The sequence below is a fragment of the Streptomyces sp. CA-135486 genome, from assembly GCF_050936555.1.
Lineage (GTDB): Bacteria > Actinomycetota > Actinomycetes > Streptomycetales > Streptomycetaceae > Streptomyces.
On record NZ_JBNJMM010000001.1, the window covers coordinates 3565454 to 3587480 of the forward strand.

General features: G+C 69.7%; 19 protein-coding genes. 6 read left to right on the plus strand and 13 right to left on the minus strand.

Going from position 1 to position 22027, the window contains the following annotated elements:
• The first annotated feature begins 44 nt into the window (after positions 1 to 44).
• A complete protein-coding gene (locus ACQEVG_RS16155; RefSeq protein WP_432983429.1) occupies positions 45 to 1997 on the plus strand; it encodes a vWA domain-containing protein in 1953 nt (650 codons plus the stop codon).
• A 110-nt stretch (positions 1998 to 2107) separates the two neighbouring features.
• Here the strand turns inward: ACQEVG_RS16155 and ACQEVG_RS16160 are convergent, their stop codons facing one another.
• Positions 2108 to 2752 (minus strand): hypothetical protein, encoded by a 645-nt coding sequence (locus ACQEVG_RS16160; RefSeq protein WP_432983432.1) that lies wholly within the window; start codon positions 2750 to 2752, stop codon positions 2108 to 2110.
• 249 nt (positions 2753 to 3001) lie between these two features.
• On the opposite strand from ACQEVG_RS16160, the gene ACQEVG_RS16165 reads away from it, so the two are divergent.
• On the plus strand, positions 3002 to 3829 hold the full coding sequence (locus tag ACQEVG_RS16165; protein ID WP_432983435.1) for a uracil-DNA glycosylase: 828 nt from the start codon (positions 3002 to 3004) through the stop codon (positions 3827 to 3829).
• A gap of 54 nt (positions 3830 to 3883) precedes the next feature.
• Here ACQEVG_RS16165 and ACQEVG_RS16170 read toward each other — a convergent pair whose 3' ends face one another.
• The 6 genes from ACQEVG_RS16170 to ACQEVG_RS16195 form a co-directional block, all read right to left on the minus strand.
• The gene (locus ACQEVG_RS16170; RefSeq protein WP_432983438.1) at positions 3884 to 4801 is read right to left on the minus strand and encodes a S1 family peptidase; all 918 of its coding nucleotides are present in this window, start codon (positions 4799 to 4801) and stop codon (positions 3884 to 3886) included.
• 723 nt (positions 4802 to 5524) lie between these two features.
• Entirely contained in the window at positions 5525 to 6418 is an 894-nt protein-coding gene (locus ACQEVG_RS16175; protein ID WP_432983441.1) for a hypothetical protein, read from the minus strand.
• Complete coding sequence (locus tag ACQEVG_RS16180; RefSeq protein WP_432983444.1) at positions 6415 to 7425, minus strand: SPFH domain-containing protein; 1011 nt, start codon at positions 7423 to 7425, stop codon at positions 6415 to 6417. The genes ACQEVG_RS16175 and ACQEVG_RS16180 overlap by 4 nt, the downstream gene beginning before the upstream one ends.
• Before the next feature lie 114 nt (positions 7426 to 7539).
• Positions 7540 to 9288 (minus strand): PKD domain-containing protein, encoded by a 1749-nt coding sequence (locus tag ACQEVG_RS16185; RefSeq protein WP_432983447.1) that lies wholly within the window; start codon positions 9286 to 9288, stop codon positions 7540 to 7542.
• A gap of 218 nt (positions 9289 to 9506) precedes the next feature.
• On the minus strand, positions 9507 to 10466 hold the full coding sequence (locus ACQEVG_RS16190; protein WP_432983450.1) for an endonuclease/exonuclease/phosphatase family protein: 960 nt from the start codon (positions 10464 to 10466) through the stop codon (positions 9507 to 9509).
• A 266-nt stretch (positions 10467 to 10732) separates the two neighbouring features.
• On the minus strand, positions 10733 to 11575 hold the full coding sequence (locus ACQEVG_RS16195; protein WP_432983453.1) for a nitroreductase/quinone reductase family protein: 843 nt from the start codon (positions 11573 to 11575) through the stop codon (positions 10733 to 10735).
• A 629-nt stretch (positions 11576 to 12204) separates the two neighbouring features.
• Here ACQEVG_RS16195 and ACQEVG_RS16200 point away from each other — a divergent pair.
• Positions 12205 to 13335, plus strand: coding sequence for a S1 family peptidase (locus tag ACQEVG_RS16200; RefSeq protein ID WP_432983456.1), 1131 nt, complete (start codon positions 12205 to 12207; stop codon positions 13333 to 13335).
• 122 nt (positions 13336 to 13457) lie between these two features.
• On the opposite strand, the gene ACQEVG_RS16205 is transcribed toward ACQEVG_RS16200, so the two are convergent.
• Positions 13458 to 13622, minus strand: a complete 165-nt coding sequence (locus ACQEVG_RS16205; RefSeq protein WP_432983459.1) for a hypothetical protein — start codon at positions 13620 to 13622, stop codon at positions 13458 to 13460.
• 46 nt (positions 13623 to 13668) lie between these two features.
• Entirely contained in the window at positions 13669 to 15291 is a 1623-nt protein-coding gene (locus ACQEVG_RS16210) for a serine hydrolase (RefSeq protein ID WP_432983462.1), read from the minus strand.
• Between the two features lie 174 nt (positions 15292 to 15465).
• On the opposite strand from ACQEVG_RS16210, the gene ACQEVG_RS16215 reads away from it, so the two are divergent.
• A complete protein-coding gene (locus ACQEVG_RS16215; RefSeq protein WP_432983465.1) occupies positions 15466 to 16083 on the plus strand; it encodes an Rv1733c family protein in 618 nt (205 codons plus the stop codon).
• Between the two features lie 27 nt (positions 16084 to 16110).
• Here the strand turns inward: ACQEVG_RS16215 and ACQEVG_RS16220 are convergent, their stop codons facing one another.
• The 4 genes from ACQEVG_RS16220 to ACQEVG_RS16235 all read right to left on the minus strand — a co-directional run bounded on the left by ACQEVG_RS16220 (position 16111) and on the right by ACQEVG_RS16235 (position 20237).
• Positions 16111 to 17073 (minus strand): DUF3048 domain-containing protein, encoded by a 963-nt coding sequence (locus tag ACQEVG_RS16220; RefSeq protein WP_432983468.1) that lies wholly within the window; start codon positions 17071 to 17073, stop codon positions 16111 to 16113.
• Positions 17074 to 17191: 118 nt separating this feature from the next.
• Positions 17192 to 18175 carry an aldo/keto reductase gene (locus tag ACQEVG_RS16225; RefSeq protein ID WP_432983471.1) on the minus strand — a complete coding sequence of 328 codons (984 nt, stop codon included), beginning with the start codon at positions 18173 to 18175 and terminating at the stop codon, positions 17192 to 17194.
• A gap of 62 nt (positions 18176 to 18237) precedes the next feature.
• Complete coding sequence (locus tag ACQEVG_RS16230; protein ID WP_432983474.1) at positions 18238 to 19182, minus strand: nucleoside hydrolase; 945 nt, start codon at positions 19180 to 19182, stop codon at positions 18238 to 18240.
• Between the two features lie 152 nt (positions 19183 to 19334).
• On the minus strand, positions 19335 to 20237 hold the full coding sequence (locus ACQEVG_RS16235) for a hypothetical protein (RefSeq protein WP_432983477.1): 903 nt from the start codon (positions 20235 to 20237) through the stop codon (positions 19335 to 19337).
• A 194-nt stretch (positions 20238 to 20431) separates the two neighbouring features.
• On the opposite strand from ACQEVG_RS16235, the gene ACQEVG_RS16240 reads away from it, so the two are divergent.
• On the plus strand, positions 20432 to 21034 hold the full coding sequence (locus ACQEVG_RS16240; RefSeq protein ID WP_432983480.1) for a TetR/AcrR family transcriptional regulator: 603 nt from the start codon (positions 20432 to 20434) through the stop codon (positions 21032 to 21034).
• A gap of 75 nt (positions 21035 to 21109) precedes the next feature.
• Complete coding sequence (locus ACQEVG_RS16245; RefSeq protein WP_432983483.1) at positions 21110 to 21979, plus strand: hypothetical protein; 870 nt, start codon at positions 21110 to 21112, stop codon at positions 21977 to 21979.
• Positions 21980 to 22027: the final 48 nt, after the last annotated feature.

Consider the following 22027-nt stretch of genomic DNA (forward strand, 5'->3'; position numbering starts at 1 on the left):
CGATGAGCCGGCCGGCTCCTGACGCTGAACACTGGAGTTCACGGATGCGGAAGCTGACGGTGCTGCTGATGGCGGCGCTGTGCGTACTGGCTGGACCGCTGGCCGACCCCGTGAGCGCGCAAGGCTCGGTCGCGCAATCCGAAGGCATCGAACCAGTCGACTTTGTTGTGCTCGTCGACGCTTCGGCAAGCTTGGACAGACAGGACCTGAACAGGGAGGCCCAAGCTGCCGCGTTGCTCGGCCAGGCAGAGATCTCGGACCGGTCCCGCGCGACCTTCATCGCCTTCGGCAGCGCGGAGAAGTCCGGCCAGCGGCCGGTCAACGAGATCTGCCCACCCACGGTTGTCGACGCGGTGGGACGGAAGAAGCTCACCGAATGTGCGCGGAGACTCAACAGCAGAGCGTCACTCAACCTCGGACCGGGCACTGACTTTCCCGCAGCTCTCAACCAGGCTCTGCGCCGCCTGGCTGACGGCGGGCACCCCTCCGGCGCACCAAAGATGATCTTCCTCCTCACTGACGGAAGACTGGATGTGCGGGACGTTCCCTCGTACGGCTCTGACACAGTCGAGCGGGAAGCAAATGGGATCAGGGCCATGCATGCCGTCCTCAATCAAGCCCAAAAAGACCAGGTGCAGATCTGGCCACTCGGGTTCGGTGAAGAACTCGACAAGCGCGCGCTCTGGGAAATCGCCGCAAACGGCTACCAGAAAGGCTGCTCGGACCTGCCGGAGGCCGTGCCCCGCGCGCACATTGTCGCGGACTCGAGCGAGGTGGAAGCAGCCCTGCAGCTGGCATTTGCCGTCGCTCGCTGCGCCAGGGTTGCGCACGGGAACGTGGGGAGTCCTGCCACTGAACTGAAAATAAATATCCCACCGCTCGCCGCCGCCGGCTCGATCACTGTCACCAAAGGTGATCCTTCGATCTCCGTCACCTACTTCGACCCCATGGGGCGCAAGGCGCCGCTGGCCGGCACATTCGATGGCTCAGTATTCAGCGTGAGCGGCCGCGACGGCCCCGTCGAGGCACTGCGGGTGACCGCCCCGCTTCCCGGGACGTGGCGGATCACGCTTCACGCCCCCGGAGGGCTGGCTGCCAAGGCCGCCAGCGTAGGGGCGATGTGGCAGGGGTCCCTGCACTCGTCAGTCTCCATGGAACCCGCTTCCCCTCGGCCGAAAGAGGAAGTCCGGGTCCGGGTGCGGCTGCAGACAGGCCGCGGGATGCTCGTCACCAGCGCATCGCAACTGAACGGCGTGAAGGCGGGGGCGCTGCTGACGGGCGACGGCTTCTCACCGACGAAGGTGGTGCTGCGCGACGACGGAACCAGCGGAGACGAGAAGCCCAACGATCTGCAGTTCACGGGTTGGTTCACCGTGCCGTCAACGGCTACAGGCAAGTTGCAGCTCACCACCGACACGAAAGCGCCGGGAATGCTGCCCGACCGCCGCCCCCTCACCACATCGGTCTCTGCGGCGTCCCGGCGGCTCTTCCTGGCCGGCATCTCCCTGGACACGCACCTCACTCATCCCGGCGGACGCGTACACGGTCGGCTACTGATCGTCCGCAACGACGACAACCGTCCGCACACGCTGCAACTGTCGCTGGAGGACCAGCCGACGGATGCCGCGCTCCGAATCAGTCCGCGCACGGTCACGATTCCGCCGGGCCTGAAGGATCCGGTGCCGTTCACCGTCTCCTTCAGCGCCGGAACCGAATTCGGCGAGGTGGGCGGGAAGATCGTCATCACCGATGCCACAGACGCGGACCGCCGACTTGGAGCCGAGTTCCTGTCCGTCACCATCGGCTCCACGCCCACCTGGTGGGACCGGTGGTGGTGGGCTGTCACGACCTGCGCAGTACTTCTGCTTGTGGTTGCTTCTCTCTGGTTGGCCAGGCACCGGGAGTACCTTCGCCTGCTGGTTCTGGGCCTGGCACTGGCCACCCCGCTCGGCGCCGGTGTACTGGGAAGTGAGATCCCGGAGCGCGACGATCCGTAGATCGATGGCGGCACGAGCACGCGCCGTCGGCCTTCACGAACCACGGGGGTTCGTGAAGGCCGATGCGTCATCGCATCCCCTGTGTGCGACGAAGCTCTGCACGCGACGCTCTACATGACGCGCGTGGTCCACTGGAGGTTGGTCGGCTCCGGCGGAAACAGCGGTGCGTCGATGCGGAATTGCGCTGCCTGGCCGCCCGGGGGTACGTACTGGGCGATGCCCGTGTAGCTGTACCGGGCGTCGGGTCCGTGTCCGTCACCGACGGCGAGCGGCGCGATCAGGGTCGGCACGCCCATGCAGTTGCCGTAGTCGACGGTCACGGTCGTGCCCGGACCGCCGGGCTGGGCCCAGGTGGTACCGCACGGCACGGCAGCGGTGCGCCGGGTGCCACCCGTGCCCTGCTGGTTCAGGCCCGCGCCCAGCTTGGCACCGCCGACCTGCGCGGGCGGTGTGCCGGCCCGGTCAGCGGCGGCCTTCGGCGCGATGGACTGCGAGCGTGCCGCCGCGCCGGGCGCGGGGGGCCAGCAGTGGGTCACCGTCTGCATAGTGGTGTTCTCGGGCGGGAAGTACGAGGGATCGATCACCCACCGCGTTCCCCCTTCCGGCTGTACGGTCCGGCACACCCGGGCGAGTGTGTACTGGGACTCGCTGCCCGCGCCCACGGCGAAGGGCGCCAACACCCGGGCGGTCGAGCCGCAGTTGACGTACTGCATGAAGACCGTCGTGTTCGCGCCGCCAGGCTGCTGCCAGCTCACACCGCATGCCGCGGCCTTCGCCGCCCGTGCCGTGCCACCGCTCGTGGCGGCAGGTTCTTTCGCGGCGGCCGTCTTGGCGGCGTGTGCTTTCGCGGTTCGAATGCGATGGAAAGGTCGAGGAAGGAATGAGGTAGACGATGGAATTCCGCCTACCTCGGGGTCCCTCACTCCTCGAAGGCACCGGTTTCTACGCCCGCACTCTGCGCACGGTCCACCGCATCTGACGGCTCCCCGGGCTAGCGTGGAGACATGGACACGCAGGAGTCCGCAGGTCCGCGCCCTGATCCTGAGGGCGGCGACTTTCCCGCGCGCCGGGCGCCCGGCTGCGCGGGACTCGCCGAGCTGGACTCCGCCGTGACCGAGTGCCGGGCGTGCCCGAGGCTGGTGGCCTGGCGGGAGGAGGTCGCCCGCACGAAACGCGCGGCGTTCCGGGACTGGGAGTACTGGGGCAGGCCGGTCCCGGGGTTCGGTCCGCCGGACGCGTCGCTGGCCGTGGTCGGCCTCGCGCCCGCCGCGCACGGCGGAAACCGGACCGGCCGTATGTTCACCGGGGACGCCTCGGGCGACATCCTCTTCAAGGCGCTGCACGCTGTCGGCCTGGCTTCCCAGCCGACCGGCACCCATATCGGTGACGGGCTGGAGCTGCGCGGCGTGCGGCTCGCGGCTCCAGTCCACTGCGCGCCGCCGCAGAACAGGCCGACCCCGCGCGAGCGGGACGCCTGTCGGCCCTGGCTCGCGCGAGAACTGGAACTGCTGGGCCCCACCCTGCGCGCCGTGGTCGCTCTGGGAGCCTTCGGCTGGCAGGCGCTGCTCCCGGTGTTGAGCGACGCGGGGTACCAACTGCCCAGACCCCGGCCCGTGTTCGGCCACGGCGCCCACGTGACGCTGGCCGACGGTGCTACGGGGCGGGAGCTGCACCTGCTCGGCTGCTACCACCCGAGCCAGCGCAACACCTTCACCGGGCTTCTCACCCTCGCGATGCTTGTCGAGGTCTTCCGGTACGCCGCCGACGTCGCCGGCCTGGATCGGACCGGCCTGGATCGGACCGGGCAGGATCAGTCCGGGCCGGATCAGTAGGGGGACAGAACCGGCGGTCCGCCCGAGGGAGGACCGCCGTCCCGTTCGGCGCTGCTAGAAGATGCTCACCCCGTAGGCGCTCAGCGCCTCGGTCACGGGCTGGAAGAACGTGGTGCCCCCCGAGGTGCAGTCGCCGCTGCCTCCGGAGGTCAGACCGAGTGCGATGCTGCCGGAGAACAGGGAGCCGCCGCTGTCCCCGGGCTCCGCGCACACGTTGGTCTGGATCAGCCCGTAGACGATGTCTCCGTCGCCGTAGTTGACCGTCGCGTTGAGACCCGTCACCGTGCCGCCGTGCACGCCGGTGGTGCTGCCGCTGCGCTGTACTGACTGGCCGACGGTCGCGTTGCCCGCTGCGGTGATGTCGCGGTACGTGCCGTTGTAGAGGTAGACCCGGCCGTCGGCGGCCGATGCACTGGAGTGCCGGATGATGCCGTAGTCGTTGGTCGGGAAGCTGGAGCCCGCCGTGGACCCGAGCACCGTGGTGTTCGAGGAGTTGGTGTACCAGGTGCTGCCGATGTTGGTGCAGTGGCCGGCGGTCAGGGCGTAGTACGTGCTTCCGCTGCGGACGTTGAAGCCGAGCGAGCAGCGTCCGCCGCCGGTGTAGATGGCCTGGCCACCGGCGATGAGCTTGTTGAACGTGCCCTGCGTGCGCTTGATTTCAAGGGCTCCGGCATGTGCGCCGGCGGCCTTCTTGAGCTCGGCTATCTCGGCGGCCGACACGCTGCTGTCGGCCGTGACGACGATCTTGCCCGATGCCTTGTCCGTGTACCAGGCGGTGCCGGGCACGTCCGCGCCGAGCACGGCGTCGCTCGCCTGCGTGAGCTGGGCGGTGGTGGCCCGTACGCCGTCGCCCGATTCGGCGACGGCGCTCGGGGCGGCGAGCGCGGAGACGGCCAGCAGACCGGACGCGACAGCGATCAGTCGCGCACGTCTCGCGACGCCGCCGAGGGGGGAGAAGCGCTTGATGTTCACTACATCCTCCGGTGGGGGTTCCGGGGCCCGTTGGGGGCGGGCCCTTTCAGAGCACGGATGACGGGGACCATGACCGGACCTGCATCTCTCGGTTCCGGTCATGGTCCTGACAATCGGTGTGTTAGGAATCCTCAGCTCCGGATGGCGTGGGCGACAAGATCGCCTTTCGGCCGCTCTACGCGCGTCCAGCGGGGGTGGTACGCCGGGTCGCGGTGTCAGGGGCGTGCCGGCCTCAGCGGCCTGTCGCACGGAACGGGGGTGCGGGCGGGGCGACGTGCCCGTCTCGCGGGCGCGGCAAAGATCGCACATCGTTTGCAGGCGTCCGTCAACTGATCTGTGAGTCAGCAGGATTGGACCCCCGGCCGAGTTGCAGCCCGGAACCGTAACCGGAATTCCACCCGCCGTAGGCGCTGCTCAGGGTCGTATGGCATCGAACGACCTGTCGCCCCGGGTGAGGTGACGCTGCCGCATGTCCCACCAGGGTCTACGCGCATCACGTCCATCCGGGACAGTGGCGCATGCACACACTCTCCGTCGGTGCCGGGGTGCTCGAACCGTCTGCCGCCCCCACCCGGCCCAACTCCACGCCCAGGAAGGGGGCATGCCTGCCGTGTTTGCTTCGGCGGCTGCGGGCGGTGCTATGGGGCAATCGCCACCGTTCGACCACCCGGCCCGTGTGTCCGGTTCTGAACGGGCCGACGCGCGCACTGACCGGCAGCCCTCTCACAGGAGCAGCCGCAGCCTCGTGTCCGCGATGCCGAGCCGTACCGTCTGGCCCCAGGTGAGTTCCAGCGCGTCGCTTTCGATCCCGTCGCCGAAGGCGACCAGCCGGTCGGACTCGACGACGAGACTGAGCTGTTGGTCCCGTTGGAGCGTGCCCGCCACCCGGGACGTGCCGGTCGCGGGGGAGGGCCAGGCCTCGCGTACGAACCAGATGAGCCGCGGGTCGGCGGGGCTCGGGAGCGTCAGCGTGCTGCCGCGCTCCTGCCACAGGGAGCGCAGCCACCCGGTGGCGCCGGTGCCAGTGCCGACCAGGACGCCCGACGAGGCCTGGGTTTCTGTCGCCTCCTCGTCCTGTCCGATGCGGTAGCGGGCGGTCTGATGTCCGGACGCACCGAGATAGATCTCGTTGAGGGCCAGCAGACGCTGGGTGTCGTCGGCGACGGCCTCCACCATCGTCAGCTCCTCGGCCGCGCACCGGGGCGATGCGGCTGCGGGAAGCAAGGTCGCCGCGTCGGCCACCCGGTGGCGGACCAGGACGCCGGGGTTGCGGCCGGGATCGGTGTCGATCCCGATCACCGGCTGGCCGGACAGATACTTGGCCGCGTTGGCCACCAGCCCGTCCGCTCCCACCACGACCACCACGTCCTCGGGCGCGAACAGAAATCGGTCCAGGTCCCCGCGTTCCACGCGCGCCTGTCGCCACTGCAGCGGAACCGCCGCCGCCACCTGCGCGAGCGTCCGCCGCGCACGGTGGTGGCGCTCGGCCACCTCCTCGATGCCGCGTCCGCGCGAGGAGAGGAAGAACCCGGCCTGGCCGTGCGTACCGTGCCGGGCGAGCAGCTCCTCGTACTCCGTGGTGCGATGCACCAGGACCGCCCGCGGGGCGAGGCTCATGCCTGCTCCCCGCCCGGCCGGCCGAGCTTGGCGAGCAGGCCGGTGAGGACGTCGGGGGAGACGGTGAGGCTGTCGATACGGGGCAGGTTCTCGGCGAGCCGGGTAGCGGTCAGGGCGTGCAGGGTCGCGGCGTCGACGTCGGCGTGCACCCGTAGCCAGGCGGCCTGGGCCTGGGCGCGTGCCTCGCCGACCTCGCGTGCGGCCTCGGCTTCGGCCGTCGCAAGCCGCACCGCGCGCGCGGCCTCCGCCTCTGCCCGTACCGCGTCGGCCGCCGCGTTCTCCTCCGCCTCGCGGCGCGCATTGGTGCCGCGCTGCTCGACCAACTGCTCCTCACGGCGGGCCAGTTCGATCCGGCTGGCCAGCTCGTTCTCGGCGATGGCCCGCTCCCGCTCGACGGCCACGGCGCGTCGTTCGTACGTCGCCCGGTCCGCCTCCTGCTGAATCTGCTCCCGCGCCGGGGTGCGCAGCGCCCGCTCGACCTCGGGCTCCGGCCGCAGCGCGACGACGCGTACCGCAACCACCGCGATCCCGGTGGCCTCCAGCCGGGGCTCGGCACCCAGTCCCTGACCGATCCGCTCCCGCACCGATGCGACGCCGTCGACCAGAGCTGCCGCCAGCGGTGTACGGGCCAGCACATCGAGGGCATGCTGCTGAGCGGTCTCCGTGAGCAGCGTGGAGATCTGCTCCAGCGGGGCACTGCGCCAGATGCCCGTGTCGGGGTCGATGGAGAAGTCCAGGCGGGCGGCGGCAGTGGCGGGATCGCTGATCCGGTACGTCACTGTCGCCTGCACGGTGACGTCCTGGAAGTCGGACGTACGGGCGTGAAAGGCCATGGCCAACTCCCGGTCGTCGACCGGTACTTCGCACAGCGCGGCGCTCAGGGCGCGGAACCAGAAGCTCAGCCCGGGCCCGTCGTGGACCAGCTGTCCGCGCCGGTGGTGACGCACATGAGCGGTGGGCGTGGAACGGAGATGGCGCCAGCCGAAGCGCCTGGTGATGTCTGCCATGACGGCCTCCCCTTTTCGTCGTATCGACGATATATGGAGAGGGTCGTTATCGTCAATGCGACGAAATGAGAGGGCGGCTCGCGTTGGCGAGCCGCCCCCTGCTGCCGAGAGCCGTCAGCTCGCGGTGACAGCGTGCGCGGCCTCGGTCAGGACCTGGCGGCCGTCCCCGGAACTCAGCACCAGCCGTGGCAGATAGGGTCCTTCGCGGTCATAGGCGTGGTTGACGTTCGGCTCGCTCGTCACCTGCACCGTGCCGTCCCCGAAGTACCAGTGGTACTGGTACCCGTCGGCAGGTGGCTCGCCGTCCACCGTCGCGCTCAGCCGTACGTCGCTGCCGACCGAGGTCTCCGTGGGGACGCTCAGCTGCGCCCGCGGTCCGCCGGCCGGAAGCCCGAACCACTCGCGGACGCGCGGATTGAGCAGGAAGGAGTCGGCGTACTGCCGGGCGCCCTCGATGTCCGGATGGGCCACCGCGGCGGTGAGGCACTGCGCGGGAGTCTCGCTCAGCTCCGGGCAGGCCCGCGTGCGCAGCGGGAACGCCGAGTCGGTGACCGGAGTGCCCCAGAGCTTGGAGTGCGGGGCGAGGACGGCGCTGTCCAGGCTGAACAGACCGTCGGCCGCGACCGCGTACGGGCCGTCCGTGGAAGCCTCGTTGGCCGCGCCGGCTGCCTGGCGGTAGGCGTCGTTGGCCAGCTGCGTGTACTGCTCGTAGCGCCCGGCCACCTGCCCGAGCGCGCCCTTGCAGCTGCTCAGCTGTGCGCCGGTGAGCCCGGGCGTCGAGCATCTGCTCGCCGGGACCGCGGCGCTTCGGCGGCTGAGCGCATAGTAGAAGTCGGCCAGGATCACCTTCGGATGCCCGGGCAGGGAGTGGGCCTTCTCGATCGCTTCCTGTATGCCGCGCCCGCCGTAACCGACCTTTGCGCCGCTGAAGTACGGCACGTCCTTGGCCGGGTTCTCGGGCGCCGCGCCGATGCCCGAGCACTCGCGTTTCACGGCCTCGGGCAGGTTCTTCGAGCCGGGAGTGATGCCGACGCCGATCCCGAAGAAGGGGTCGAGGTCGTTGATGCACCCGTTCACCACGACGAGGTCGAGACCGTATCCGCCCGCACGTGCCTGGGCACCCGCCACCTCCAACTGGCAGAACACATCCGGCATTTGCTGGGTGACCTCGCCGAACTCCATCTCCCCGTCGTCGTCCGGGTCCTGCTTCTCCCTCCTGTCCAGGCAGGCCGCGTCGTTGTTTCCCGCGGGAAGCCCGGGCGCGTCGAGCACCGCGCCGGAGATCGAGTAGTCCAGGTGCTGATGCCCCCGCCCGGTGGCACGGCCCAGCAACTCGCCCGTCAGATACGGAAACTTCTGGTCGTGGTCCAGGCCCTGTCCCCAGACGACGGAGTCACCGACGGATGCCACGCGCACCGGGTCGCAGCCCCGCCGGACCGTGTCCCGCCAGACCTTGCCGTAGCGGCCGGGCTCCTTGCCGGGAGACGGAGAGGCCAGGCGCGCGTCGATCTGCAGGGCGGTGTCGGCGGCCGGCACCTGGTCGAAGGGGATGCTGAACTCGGCCGTCCCCATGGACGCGCCCATGGCGACCTGCCCGCCGGCCAGCTGCTGCTGACCGGCGCGCAGGCGCCACTCGACCGTGGCACCGGACTTCGCCGCAGCCGGGTCGTACACCGCCACCCGGCCTCGTACGGGTCCGCTGCACACCGGGTTCGGCGTCAGATCCACGTCGAGGACGAGCGGGTACGCAGATCCCGGCAGAGCGGCGGTCCCTGCCGCGGCGGGTGTCCCGCCGAGCAACTGGCCGAGGAGCACCCCCGTTCCGGCCGCCGCAGCCAATCGCCTGGTCAAGGCAATTCTCACGCCAACACCCCTGTTCTGCCGCCCATTTGGTCGGCACGCAGCCGACTGAACTACTCGTCAGTAGGGATCATGGCAGCGGGGAACGGGCGTAAACCGCGAGCCGAGTGTCGTGCGCAGTGAAACTGATCACTTACCCACAGTTACCTCTGCTGGACGGTCGGGGACTCCGGGACGGCTTGTTGGCCGGAAGCAGACACGGATGAGGGCGCGTTGTCTCGTCAGGTGCGCAACCGGACCCAGACCGGCGCGTGGTCGGACCCACGGGCGTCGCGGCGCTCGGTGGGCGATTCGTCGACCGAGGGCAGCGGCGGCGGGTCGGCGGCCCCGATGATGCCGGTCCCCGCCGACTCCACATCCTTGAGCAGCCGGTGGCTGATCAGTATGTGGTCGATCAACTCCCTGCGCCCGGAGTGGATCCGCGAGTACCGCCGGTCCCCGGGGATGAGCGGGGCGATGTTCCAGAGCCGCCAGTGATCACCGTTGTCCTCGCGCTCGAACCCGGTTGTGCCGATCTCGGATCCCGGCGGCCCGTGCAGAATCTGCGTGGTGGCGGCACCCGCCTCGTCATTCATGTCGCCCAGCACCACGACCGCGCGCTGCTTACCCTTTCCGTCGATCAGCCCGTCGGCCAGCGCACGCATGGTGGTTGCCTCGGCGGCACGGCGGAAGAGGGCGTAGGAGCCGTAGCGGGCACGCTCGTCCTCGTCGCGCGGCGCGAACCGCTTGCCCGGATAGCTGAGCAGCTTGGACTTGAGGTGACAGACGGCTGCTTGGAGCTCGGGCCCCTGCTCGGGATGGATCTGCACCACGAGTGCCCCGCGGCCCATGGTGGGGGCCGGGTCGCCGTTGTCGTCGCTCTGCACCGGCCGCAGCAGCGGGGCAAGGGTGCTGGTGTCGCTGCGAACGTCGAGCGGATGGCGGCTGAGGAAGCCGACACGGATGCCCCGGCCGTCCGCGTGCTGTGACAGTGCCGTGTGCCAGGTCCCGCTGAGCAGCGAGGTGAGGTCGTCCAGAGCGTCCGGGTCGCCGACTTCCTGTATGCCCAGGAGGCCGGGCTCGAGTGCGGAAATGGTCGCGGCGAGTGAGGCGAGTTTCGCCTCGTACGAGGCCTTGTCGCTGGGGCCGAACTCGCCGCCCGGCCGGTAGAGGTTCTCGAGGTTCCACGTACCCAGGAGCATCGGGCGGCTCCGTCCTGTGGGCGGACTTCCTGGAGTCCATCGTCGCAGGGGCGCGGCGAGTCGGCCAGCGCGGCGACGCAGGTTTCGAGCGCGCTGTCCGCCGCACCCACCCTCGATACCCGCGGCCGTGGCGACCGTTCCGCGCCGGTGAGCGTGCCCAAGGTGCTCCAGCTGCCGATGGTGCCCGCGCAGGGGCGGCGTCAGGCCGAGCTCCCCGGCCCGGGGGCCAGGGAGTGCGGACCGTCAACCGCGCCGCCCGATGAGGCTCAGGCAGCCGGCGCGTCGAGAATCGGAATCAACTGCTCCTCCTCGTAGGCCAGATGGCTCTCGAGCTCCGCTGTGAGCCGCTCGACCTCGGCGACGACCAGCAGCGGATCCGCTGCGCCGGAGGAGATGACCTCCTGCAGGTCGTCGAGGAGAGCGGCGATCCTCTCGTGCTCCTCGCGGAGCCGGTCCAGGACCGGGGCGAGCTCGGGATGGCGCTCGGCGAGCGACGGGAACATCATGGTGCCCTCACCGGTGTGGTGATTGTGCAGCCCTTGGCAGAGAGTCAGACAGTTCACCCGGAGCTGCGCGCCGAGCCCGGGGCGGCCCGACTCGGTGATCTCCTTGCGGATCAGGGCGAGTTCCCGGCGGAACCCGTCGTGGACCAGTTTGAGGGCCGCACCCCACGATGTCGCGTTCGGCTGCGGGGGGCCCGGGACCGCCTGCAGAGCGACCACGGGGATGACGCGTGTCGTCTTGGCCTGGTAGTCGGCCCACCCGGGGTCGGCGTCGACCGCGCGGGCGAAGGCGCGGTCGCGTTCGGCCCCTTCAAGGACGACGGCCGTCGCTTCATAAGTGAAGACACCGCTCTCGACGGTGACGCGAGGGTTGGCCACCAGGTTGTGGTACCAGTCGGGATGCTTCGGTGCGCCACCGGCCGAGGCGATGACGAGGACTTGTTCGCCGCCGTCGGGAAGGTAGCCGACGGGGGTCGTGTGCGGGGCGCCGGAGCGCACTCCGACGGTGGTCAGCAGGAGCAACCGGGCGCCCTCGAAATAGCCGCCGACCCTCCCGTCGTTAGCACGGAACTCCTCGACGATCTGCTGGTTGAAATCGTTCGGCATTCGCTGCTTTCTGCTCGGATTGATGGTCCCGCGGGCTGCTCGCGGGCATGACGAAGAACCGCCCGGTGGCGGCATGAATTCACCACGGGGCGGCCCGGCCGTGGTGCGTGCAATGCGGGAAGGTGTGCCGAATACCCGGCCGTGGTCAGGCGATTCGCCGACCGGGCCGGTTCCTGAATGGCTCGCGGAAATCGGCGGCGGGAATGACACCGCCGTGCATGTGGAAGCATCGCGCGAAGTGCGCGGAAGGAAAGGGAAAGGCGGGCCTCGCGCCCGCCTCGGACTCACGCCGAGGCCGGGTGCCCAACTCGTTCATGGCTCAAGGCCGACCCGGCAGTCATGTCGTCAACTCTAGTGCTACGAATGCGCGGAAAGCAATGCCGAATTCCCCGCGCCCGTACGACGGGAACTCGGCTGAGCGTGAACGCCCGCCTCGGTCCAGCGGACGGCCGACTCTGCCAACCTCGGGACAGCGAACGCGTGTTGGCGGAGAACTGGCGTAGACCTGCTTGCGCTCCTCGGCTACGCTCCGGGCCGGGTGCTCCCTGAGAGCGCTTTCACTCCCTGCTGTTCCACCCCCACGAAGCTGGAACAACCGAAGGGTCAAAGCCTTGAGACGCACAACAGCTATGCGTAGCGGCCTGTCCGCACTTCTCCTGCTGGGTACGTGGGCGGCCGGAGGGTTCGCCCCCGCCTCGGCCGCAACTCCCACCCCCACACCCGAACCACAGGCCTCCGCCGGCCTGCTGAGCGCCATGCAGACGGACCTGGGCCTGACGAAGAGCGAGGCCCAGGCGCGTCTGACGGCGGAGAAGACAGCGATGGCCATCGACGGAAAGGCGCGGCGCGCCGCAGGGTCGTCGTACGGAGGCGCCTGGTTCGACGCGGACAGCGGAAGGCTGACGGTTGCCCTCGCGGGCACGCAAAAGGCCGACGCCGTACGCGCGACGGGTGCCTCGGTGCGGCTGGTGACGTACAGCGCGCACCAGCTCGACTCGGCCAAGAAGAAGATCGACGCGCTCTCCGCCCCCGCCGGAGTCAGCAGTTGGCACGTCGATCCGAAGACCAACCGGGTCGTGGTGAACGTCGTTGCGTCCGAACATCGTGACAACGATGTCGAAGCATTCCTGACCCGGGCCCGGCAGGCCGGTCCGATCCAGGTCAAGGAGACATCGGCGGCACCGAAGACCTTCGCGGCGGGCACGGTGGGCGGCGACCCCTACTACACCGGCAACGTCCGGTGCTCCATCGGCTTCTCCGTGTACGGCGGCTTCGTCACGGCCGGGCACTGCGGCCGGCCGGGAGCGGCGGTACGCGGCTGGGACGGCTCCACCATCGGCTCGTTCCAGGGCTCGTCCTTCCCCGACAACGACTACGCCTGGGTCAGCGTCGGCAACGGCTGGTGGACCGTCCCCGTGGTCCTCGGCTGGGGCACCGTCCCCGACCGGCTGGTCCGCGGGTCCGCCGAGGCCCCCGTCGGCGCCTCGATATGCCGCTCCGGATCCACGAGCCACTGGCACTGCGGCACTGTCCTGGCCAAGAACGAGACCGTCAACTACAGCCAGGGCGCGGTCCATCAGATGACGAAGACCAGCGCGTGCGCCGAGCCCGGCGACTCGGGCGGCTCCTTCATCACCGGTGACCAGGCTCAGGGAGTGACCTCCGGCGGCTGGGGCAACTGCAGCGGTGGAGGCGAGACCTGGTACCAGCCGGTCAACGAAATCCTCGGCCGGTACGGCCTGACGCTGCACACGGCCTGACGAGACGCCCCCCACGGGCAGTGCCCGTCGCGACCCGGATCCCGGCTCCGCGCCGGTCCGTCGTCGCGGCGGGCTCTTCCGCAGGGCGCTGTGGTGGTGGCCGGACCGGAGAGGCGGAAGCGTCAGCCGGCTTGCGTCCCGGCGATCCGGTTCACGGCCGCGAGGACCGGGCCCACGCCGTCCTCCTCCCGCATCCGGGCGGCCAGGGCGCGCGCGGTGTCCTGTGCGGCGCGCCCGCGCCACCGGCCCGCGGGCACAGCGCGCTCGACCAGCTCAACGCCGCGCACTGAGGGACTGAGAGTCGGGAAGTCCTCGCTGCGGGTGAAGGTAGTCCTAGCGGCGGGTGAAGGTACCGAGGCCGTTCTCGTCGAGGCTTTCGACACGCACTTTTGTGGCCTTGCCGTCGGAGTCGGACGTGAAAGTGACGCCGGACAGGCCGACCGCGTTCTCTCCCACGGTCTGGAAGCTGAAGGTGTCGCCGTCGTAGTGCGTGAGGCGGAACCGCATCTGCTTCGGGCCCAGTTGCATGGTCAGCACGCCGTTGTCGGCACTGACGGAGAGCGGCCCGTAGTAGTCGTTGCGGTAGGTCCCGACGTATGTGTCGAGGGGGGCCGCCTCGGTGGCGTCGGACGGTGGCTTGGCGTAGTCGGTGGGGGACTTGCCCGCCTGTTCTTCCTGCGCGTAGATCTGTCCCAGGAGGCTGAGCCAGTCGGCTGTGGGCTTGCCTTCCTGCGCGGTGTCGAAGAAGTCGAACGCGATGGCGTCGGCGAGGCCCACCGGTTCTCCGTTGGTGAGTACGACGATGCCAAGCTGCTCGCCCGGCAACATCGTGACGTTGGTGTTGGCGCCCAGCGCGAATGCGCCGGAGTGGCTGAGCCGGAGTCTGCCGTGGTCGTCGTACGAGACGTTCCAGCCGAGACCGTAGAAACCGGTCCGGCCGGCTGGGGCTGCCGGCGGCTGGGAGACGATCTCGGGCAGATGCGTCTGCTCCAGGGGTTCGGCGGCGACGATCTGCTTGCCACCGAGCTTTCCGTTGGCGAGCTGGAGGCGCAGCCAGGCGGACATGTCGCGTGCTGTGGAGCTGACACCGCCGGCGGGGGACTGCGCGTCGGCGTCCCGGACGTACTTCGGCTGCCAGCTGCCGTCCTCGGACTTCACATGGGTGACGGCCTTATTGTCGGCCTTTTCGTAGTCGGCGAACAGGGAACTGGTCGAGTTCATCCCGGCCGGGGTGTACAGCGTGTCCTCGGCCAGCTTCCCCCAGCTGGTGTTCTTGGCACGGGCGACGGCTTCGGCGGCGGCTGTGATGCCGAAGTTGGTGTAGGCGTAGCTCGCACGGAAGGGGGCAAGCGGTTCGTGGCGCAGGTGCTCAAGTATGTAGTCCTGGTCGTATCCGAGGTCTTCGAGAAGGTCGCCGGCGTGGTCGGGAAGGCCGCTGCGGTGCGAGAAGAGGTCGGCGATCGTGACATGGCCCGTGACCCAGGGGTCCTTGAGCGCGAAGTCCGGGAGATGCTTGATGACGGGGTCGTCCCAGGTGATCGCCTTGGTGCCGACGACACCGGCGACGACGGTGGAGGAGATGGGCTTCGACAGCGACGCGAGCTGGAACACCGTGTCGGGCTCGACGGCGCCGGGCTTGCCCGTCTGGCGCCGGCCGAAGCCCTTGAGATAGACGACGCGGTCCTGGTGCACAACGGCCACGGACACTCCGGGGACGCCGGTCTTCTTCATGCCGTTCTGGACGATGCTGTCGAGCTTGCCGAGAGCGGCGTCGACATCGGCCTTGGTGAGCAGCGGTGGTGGCTGCGGCGGAGGCGCGCGCAGGAGAGAGGGTGGGGTCAGGGGCGGCGCTGCTGCGGTCGCTGTGGTGGCGCAGGTCGCCAGCAGCAGAGAGGCCACACCTGCTACGGCCAGTGCTCGCCTCCGCCGGTGTCTCACCCGAGCCCGGACGCTCATACAACCATTCAACCCCTCGGTAGGGCCTCTGTCGCATCGGAGCTGGGCAGCTGTGAATTCGGCCCGCTGGGCTCATGCTGGAGTGGGGACGAACAGACACCGTGGTACCGGCGAACAGACGTCAGCTCCGTCGAATCACGTCAGCTCGGTCCATCGAGTGAGCGAGGTCAGGCCATGACTGCAGATCTGCCCGATTGGGGTCAGGGCACGCATGCGGAGCCGGAGCGCACGCCACCGCGTGCGAACCCGCTGCGCCGTACGTCGGACCGAGTGCAGCACTGGGTCGGCGCTCTCGTGGTGATGCTGTCGCTGGCGGCCGTCCCGGCGGCGGCCACCGGCGTGGGGCAGGCGGTCCACCGGGTCGAGATGGCCAAGGTCCACGCCTCCGCGGGCTCCTATGCCGTGGAGGCACACCTGGTCAGTGGTGCGGGTGTGCGCAAGGCGGCCGCCCGTGGCGACGACAACGTGACGACACCGGTCCGCTGGACCGAGCGCGACGGCGCGGTGCGCACGGCGCTGGTGCGGGTGGACGTGGAAACCAGTGTCCTTGCGCCCGTACCGCTCTGGGTGAGCCCGGGTGGCGTCGTGTCCACGGTGCCGCCGCAGACCGCCTCGGAAGCGGCCGTGGCCGGCTGGCTGACGGCGATTGTCACCAGCGCCCTGGTGACGGGGATCGTCTATGTGTCGTGGAAGGGCTTCGTCCACCTGATGGACCGCAGAAGGTACGCGCAGTGGGCGCGGGAGTGGGACGAGGTGGAGCCCCGCATGTCGGGGCGTACGAGGGACAGGTGATCCCACGGAGTGGGAGCGGGACGGGCGTCACCGTCGTACGTACACGATCCAGATCTGCCCGGACGCGAATGCCATCTGCTTTCCGTCAGCCGTGGTGAACACGGTCCCTGACGGAGCCGTGCTGCGCGACCACCCTGCCTCGTACGCCTTGCCGTCGCGCAGGACGAGTGCTCCGCCGGCGCCCACGGTCTCGGTGTACGGAGTGGTGTTCCCCGACCGGTCGCGGAAGAGCGACGGGCGCACGGTGACGTACTGAAGAACGACCGTGGCCGCACCCAGCGGCTTACCCTCGGCTGTGCGTGCCGCGGTGCCGTCCATGGTCACCAGCCACTGTTGTCTGTCCGCGGACCACGTGAAGGCGAAACGTGCCGCCGGGTAGCTCACCTCCTCCTCGGTGGCCCGGTCCCCTCCCGGAGGCGGGGGACCGAAGCGGATCCCGATGCTCTCGGCGGCGTTCGTTCCGGGGACGGCACGCAGTACGCGTTCGGGCCGCAGATAGAGATTGTGCGGTGCCGCCCGGTCACCGCTGCGGAAGTACGCGTCGGGTGCCCTGCCGTGAGGGACCGCGTTCAGCGGTGCCTTCTTGATGAGGGGCACGAGCTTGGACTGTGACCCGGAATAGGCGAGCGTCGGCCGGTCGAACTGGCGAAGCAGTTCCAGATCGCTCTCCCGGGCGCTGCGCACCGGCCCGATGACGGGGGGCAGTTGTGAGGAGTAGACGGCGAGTATCCGGCTGAGGCCGGCCTCCACCTGCTCCACATAGACGATGTCCGCCTTCTCGAGGCCCGTCTGCGGCCTGGCCGGCACCACGTTGTCGATCTTCACGGCGAGGACGTGGGCACGCGGAACGGCTTCCCGCGCCGACGGAGTATGTCCGTCCGGCGATGGGGCCGTACCGCCGCCGTCGCATCCGGACATGGCCAGGATCACTGCCGCCGTCAATGCCACGAGGGCGGCTCCGGGTGATCTCCTCGTACCGGTGGTGGGCATGGCTGCCGCTCCTTTCTGGAGCAGCCGGCCGTATCGGCTCACGACCCGATGCGGCGATGACTCCCACATCAATCATCGCGCCGAGGGGACGATTTGCGACTTGGGCCGCCGGCCGCGGCTACCAGCGGTGGTGCACTTGGCCGCGGATGCGTCGGTCGTACAGCTCGCGCACCGCGTCCAGAGTCTCTTCGGTGAGCGGCGGCAGCGAAGCGACCGCGGCGTTGGCACGGGCCTGGTCGACCGAGCGGGCACCGGGAATGACGCTGGTGACGCCCTGCTGCTGGAGGATCCAGCGCAGAGCGGTCTGGGCCGGCGTGGCACCTTCCGGGGCGAGCGCGGAGAATTCAGCCGCCGCTTCGACGCCGGTCTCGTAGTCGACGCCGGAGAAGGTTTCGCCCTGGTCGAACGCCTCCCCGTGGCGGTTGTACGTCCGGTGGTCGTCGGCCGCGAACACCGTGTCCTTCGTATACCTGCCGGACAGGAGGCCGGAGGCCAGCGGCACCCGGGCGATGATGCCGACGCCCGCCGCCCGTGCGGCCGGCAGCACCTCTTCAAGTGGCTTGCGCCGGAAGGGGTTGAGGATGATCTGGACGCCGGCGGTTCCCGGTCGGGCAATGGCCGTCAGCGCCTCGGCGCACGTTTCCACGCTCACGCCGTATGCGGCGATGCGCTCCTCCTCGACGAGCGTGTCGAGCGCGTCGAATACGGCATCGGACGCGAATACGGGCGTCGGAGGACAGTGCAGTTGCACCAGGTCGAGGGTGTCCATGCCGAGATTGGTGCGCGAACGGTCGGTCCAGGCACGGAAGTTGTCCAGGACGTAGTTCTCCGGCAGCTGAGCGGCTCGGCGCCCCATCTTCGTGGCGACGAACACATCGGCGTCGGCGTGGCTTTGGAGATAGCGGCCGATGAGTTGCTCGCTGCGCCCGTCGCCATAGACGTCGGCGGTGTCGAAGAAAGTCACGCCCGACTCGACGGCCGCATCGAGGACCGCGAAGGCATCCGCCTCCCGCACCTCACCCCAGTCGGCGCCCAGCTGCCACGTACCCAGACCTACGACGGAAGTGCTCCTGCCCGCCCTGCCCAGCACTCGCTGTTCCATGCCGTCATGCTACGTCGGCGGACCTGCCGAGGACCTGCCGAGGACCTGCCGCGAACCGCGGCTCAGGCCGTACGCTTCCCGAGCGCTTCGACCGCCGCGATCACCCGGTCCCAGAACAGCTCGCGCTCCAGCGCCACCGCGACCCGCGCGTTCACGGGCCGGTCCAGATAGTGGTGCAGATCCACCACCGTCGCCCCGCGAGTGTGCTGTCCGTGCAGTTCGACCACCACGCTCGCGTCGGCGCAGTGCACGATGGCCGGGTCGATGACCCGGGCCACCGCGACGGGGTCGTGCAGCGGCGGCGCTTCGAAGCCCCACAGCCGCCGGTACGTGGCCGCGAAGAACATCATCAACTCGGCGCAGATACGGCCGAGTTCGGTGCCGAGCCCGTCGAGACGGGCCAGCACCTCCGGCGTGGCGAGCGCCTGATGGGTGACATTGAGCCCGCACATCGTGACCGGTACGCCGCTGCGGAAGACGATGTCAGCGGCCTCGGGGTCGACGTGGATGTTGAACTCGGCGGCCGGGGTCCTGTTGCCGCGCTCGGTGGAGCCGCCCATGAGCACGATCTCGCGGATGTACGCGGCACTGTCGGGGTAGCGGGTCAGCAGCAGGGCGATGTTGGTCAGCGGGGCCGTCGGGACGAGAGTGACGGGTTCCGGATGTCCGGTCAGGATCCGGTACATGAGGTCGACCGCGTGCTCGGGGACCACATCGACGGTGGGCTCCGGAAACTTCGGCCCGTCGAGGCCGGAGTCCCCATGGACGTCGTCCGCGACGAGCAGGGGCTGGACGAGCGGCCTGGCGCATCCCGCCGCGATGGGAACACCGGTGATTCCTGCGACCGTGCAGACGCGGCGCGCGTTCAAGGTGGTCTTCTCGACCGTCTGATTGCCCGCGACCGTGGTGATCGCCAGCAGGTCGATCGCCGGATCCCCCGCGGCGAGCATGATGGCGATGGCGTCGTCGTGCCCGGGGTCGCAGTCGATGATGATCGGGACAGGCACGGTGCTCCTCGGCGTCAGGGACGGCAACGTCACCTGAGTGTGCCCCTGAAGCGGATCCGGGCGCGGGTTTCGTCGAAGCGGGTCGTGGCTTTGGCCACTTCCCGTGGCGTACATCGGCCGGCGGTGTCACGGCCCGCTGTCACGGCCCGCTGTCACGGTCTCTCGGCCGCCAGACGCTCGGCAGCCTCGGCAGCCCGCTGCGCCTTGCGCCGCGCCGCTCCAGCCGCACGGTCCGCCGCCTGGGCCCGGTCCCGAGCTTCGCGCGCACTGTTACGGGTAGCCTGCCGCTGCTGCTGGGCATCCTTCAGCTCCCGGGCCAGTGCGGAGGCCCGCTCCTCGGCCTCCTTGAGTGCGTCTTCGGCCCGCTCCTTCTCCGCAGCCGTCTGCTTCTTCTCCGCCTCCAGTGTGTGCGCCTCTTCCTCGGCGGCTCTTGCGTCCTTGCGGGCCTGGTCGACCTTCCTGTGCTTTTCCTGTTCCTGTTCTTGTTCCCGCTCCTGCTGCTCCTGCTCGCGGCGTGGCTCCTGCTTCCTGCCGGCCGGCCGGGCGGGCGGCTTCCGCTGCGGCACGGCGGTCCGTACGGCCTCGGTGAAACCGATGGGCGGGCTGAGCGGTCTGGCGAGGTGCCCCGTTGCCCATTCCTGGGCTGCCTGTGGGTCGGCCAGCACCGCGTGGAGGGTGGCTTCGATCTCCTGCTGGGCCTCGTCGCTGATCGGCTGCCCCGCCGCCTGTGCCAGCTGCCGTGCCTCGCGGGCCAGCGCGCCCACCACAGCATGCTGCCGGCGGCCGAGCTCCCGCAGCTGCTCGCCGTCAAGATTCCGGTGGGCCTGGCGCAGGCCTTCCCCGAGACTGATCAGCGACTGCGCCTTTTGGGGCCGACGACGCACGAGCAGGTTGCCGGCCCAGGCCGAGAGCGTCGGGCGGCGCAGGTCCTTGATCTGGTGGGCGAGGTCGCTGTTCCCTTCCTTGCGGGCCGCGGCCGCGCGCTCGTTGCGGGCGGCGGTGAAGTCCTGGGGCCGCAGCTCGTACAGCTCGTCGGTAACGCTCTCCAGGTCCACAGTCCTCCAGCGGCCACCGTTCCCCGCCACCGATTTTCTCACCGCGGAGGGCTGCGCGCAGGTCAGTGCGTTGCCCGGCGACCACCCCACTGCGCAGGCGGAGTGCGGCCCATCGGTCCAACTGCCGTGCTCTTGACGTGAGTTGTTCGCCGGTTCCAGAATGACACGTCATTCCGTCGCGGGAGGAGCCGGTCGTGCCGCAGGGCCTGGTGGACAAGCGGGACGCGATACTGCGCGCGGCGGGCAAGGTGTTCGCCGAGCGCGGGTACCACGCGACCGGCATCTCCGACATCGCCCGAGAGCTGGGTGCCGGGCACGGCACCTTCTACCGGTACTTCAAGAACAAGGAGGACATCGCGCGCAGCGTGGTCGCCCGCGCGCTGGGGCAGGTCAACCATGCCCTCGCCGACGAAGACCCCGGCTCCTGTGAATCGCTGGCGCAGTACCGGGAGCAGGTCCGCCGCATCGGGCACAAGCTCTTCGATCTTGTCGTCGCGGAACCGGCGCTCTGCCGCATTCTCTTCTACGACGCCATCGCGATCGACAGGGCCGAGCCGGAGCTGGCCGGCCGGGCCATGGAGGCGGCAGCGCGGTACACCGCTGCCTTCATCCACAACGGACAGGACCGCGGCTTTCTGCGGCGTGATCTCGACGCCCATGTCGTCGGCCTCGCGGTGAACGGAATGATCGTCACCGGTGCGGTGCGACTGCTGCACGCACAGGATCCCGAGGCCATGCGTGATCCGTGGATCCGCACGGTGGAGACGCTCATGTTCGACGGCCTCGGTTCCCCCTGAACCACAGGCCCGCACGGACCGCTCATTTCTTCTGCCTCGAGAACGGAATGACGTGTCATTCCGGAAGGGAGCACGATGGTCCAGGTCGATGTCTTCTGGTCCTACGGGATAGGCGCGAGTTTCGCGACCGCCGCCGCCCAGCAGCTCAAGGCCCGCACCGGCGGCACCGGGCACGGCGGCCGGTGGTCCAACCCCTACCTGATGGGCGCTGTTCTCTACTGCGCGATCCTCTTCGCGCCCAGCGGCGCATGGCTCCTGTGGGGCTTTCCCGACTGGGAGACGATGCAGGTCGCAGACGGGCACGGCGCGCTGCCCGCCTGGCTCGTCGCACTGTTCGCCGCGACCAATGTCAGCCAGGGCGCACTCGGCTTCCGGGTCGCTGAGCGGCTCATCGCCTCGGGCCGGGTGTACGCGGCGTTCCTCCAGGCCGGGATCGGATACGCGGGCATGTTCTTCATCCTTGTCCACGGCTGGGACGGCCGCGGCTACCAGCGGTTCTTCTCCGCCGACCGGGAGACCTTCGCGGCGTGGCCGGAGCAGCCCTCGGCGGAAGAGGCACTGGCGCGCGTGGGTGACTGGCTCACGTCGCCGGTCGCCCTGACGCTTTACGGAATGGGGGTCGTGCTCGTCCCGGTGATGCTGGCGTCGATGGCGCTCTGGATCCGGTCCGGGCAGCGCGAGAGTGGCACGCGGACTGTGACGGGCCGCTTCCGCATCCTTGCCGCCGTGCTCGGAGCCGTCTTCGGGGTGGCACTCGGCACGGCCGTCGCCGCCTCGGTCCTGGTACACCTGTTCGGCTGGTGGCTCGGCGTGCCGGTCGCCGTCCTTCTCGCCGCGCTCCTGGTCGTACGCCGCGGTGGTGCGGCCGACCGCACCTTCACGATGCTCGGACTGCCGGACCGCCGCGGCGGCCGGGGGCAGACAGTCCCCGCCGCGGGGGACTGAGGCGCGCGGTCGGGGTACGCCCGCCTGGTCGGCCGTTCAGCCGAGAGC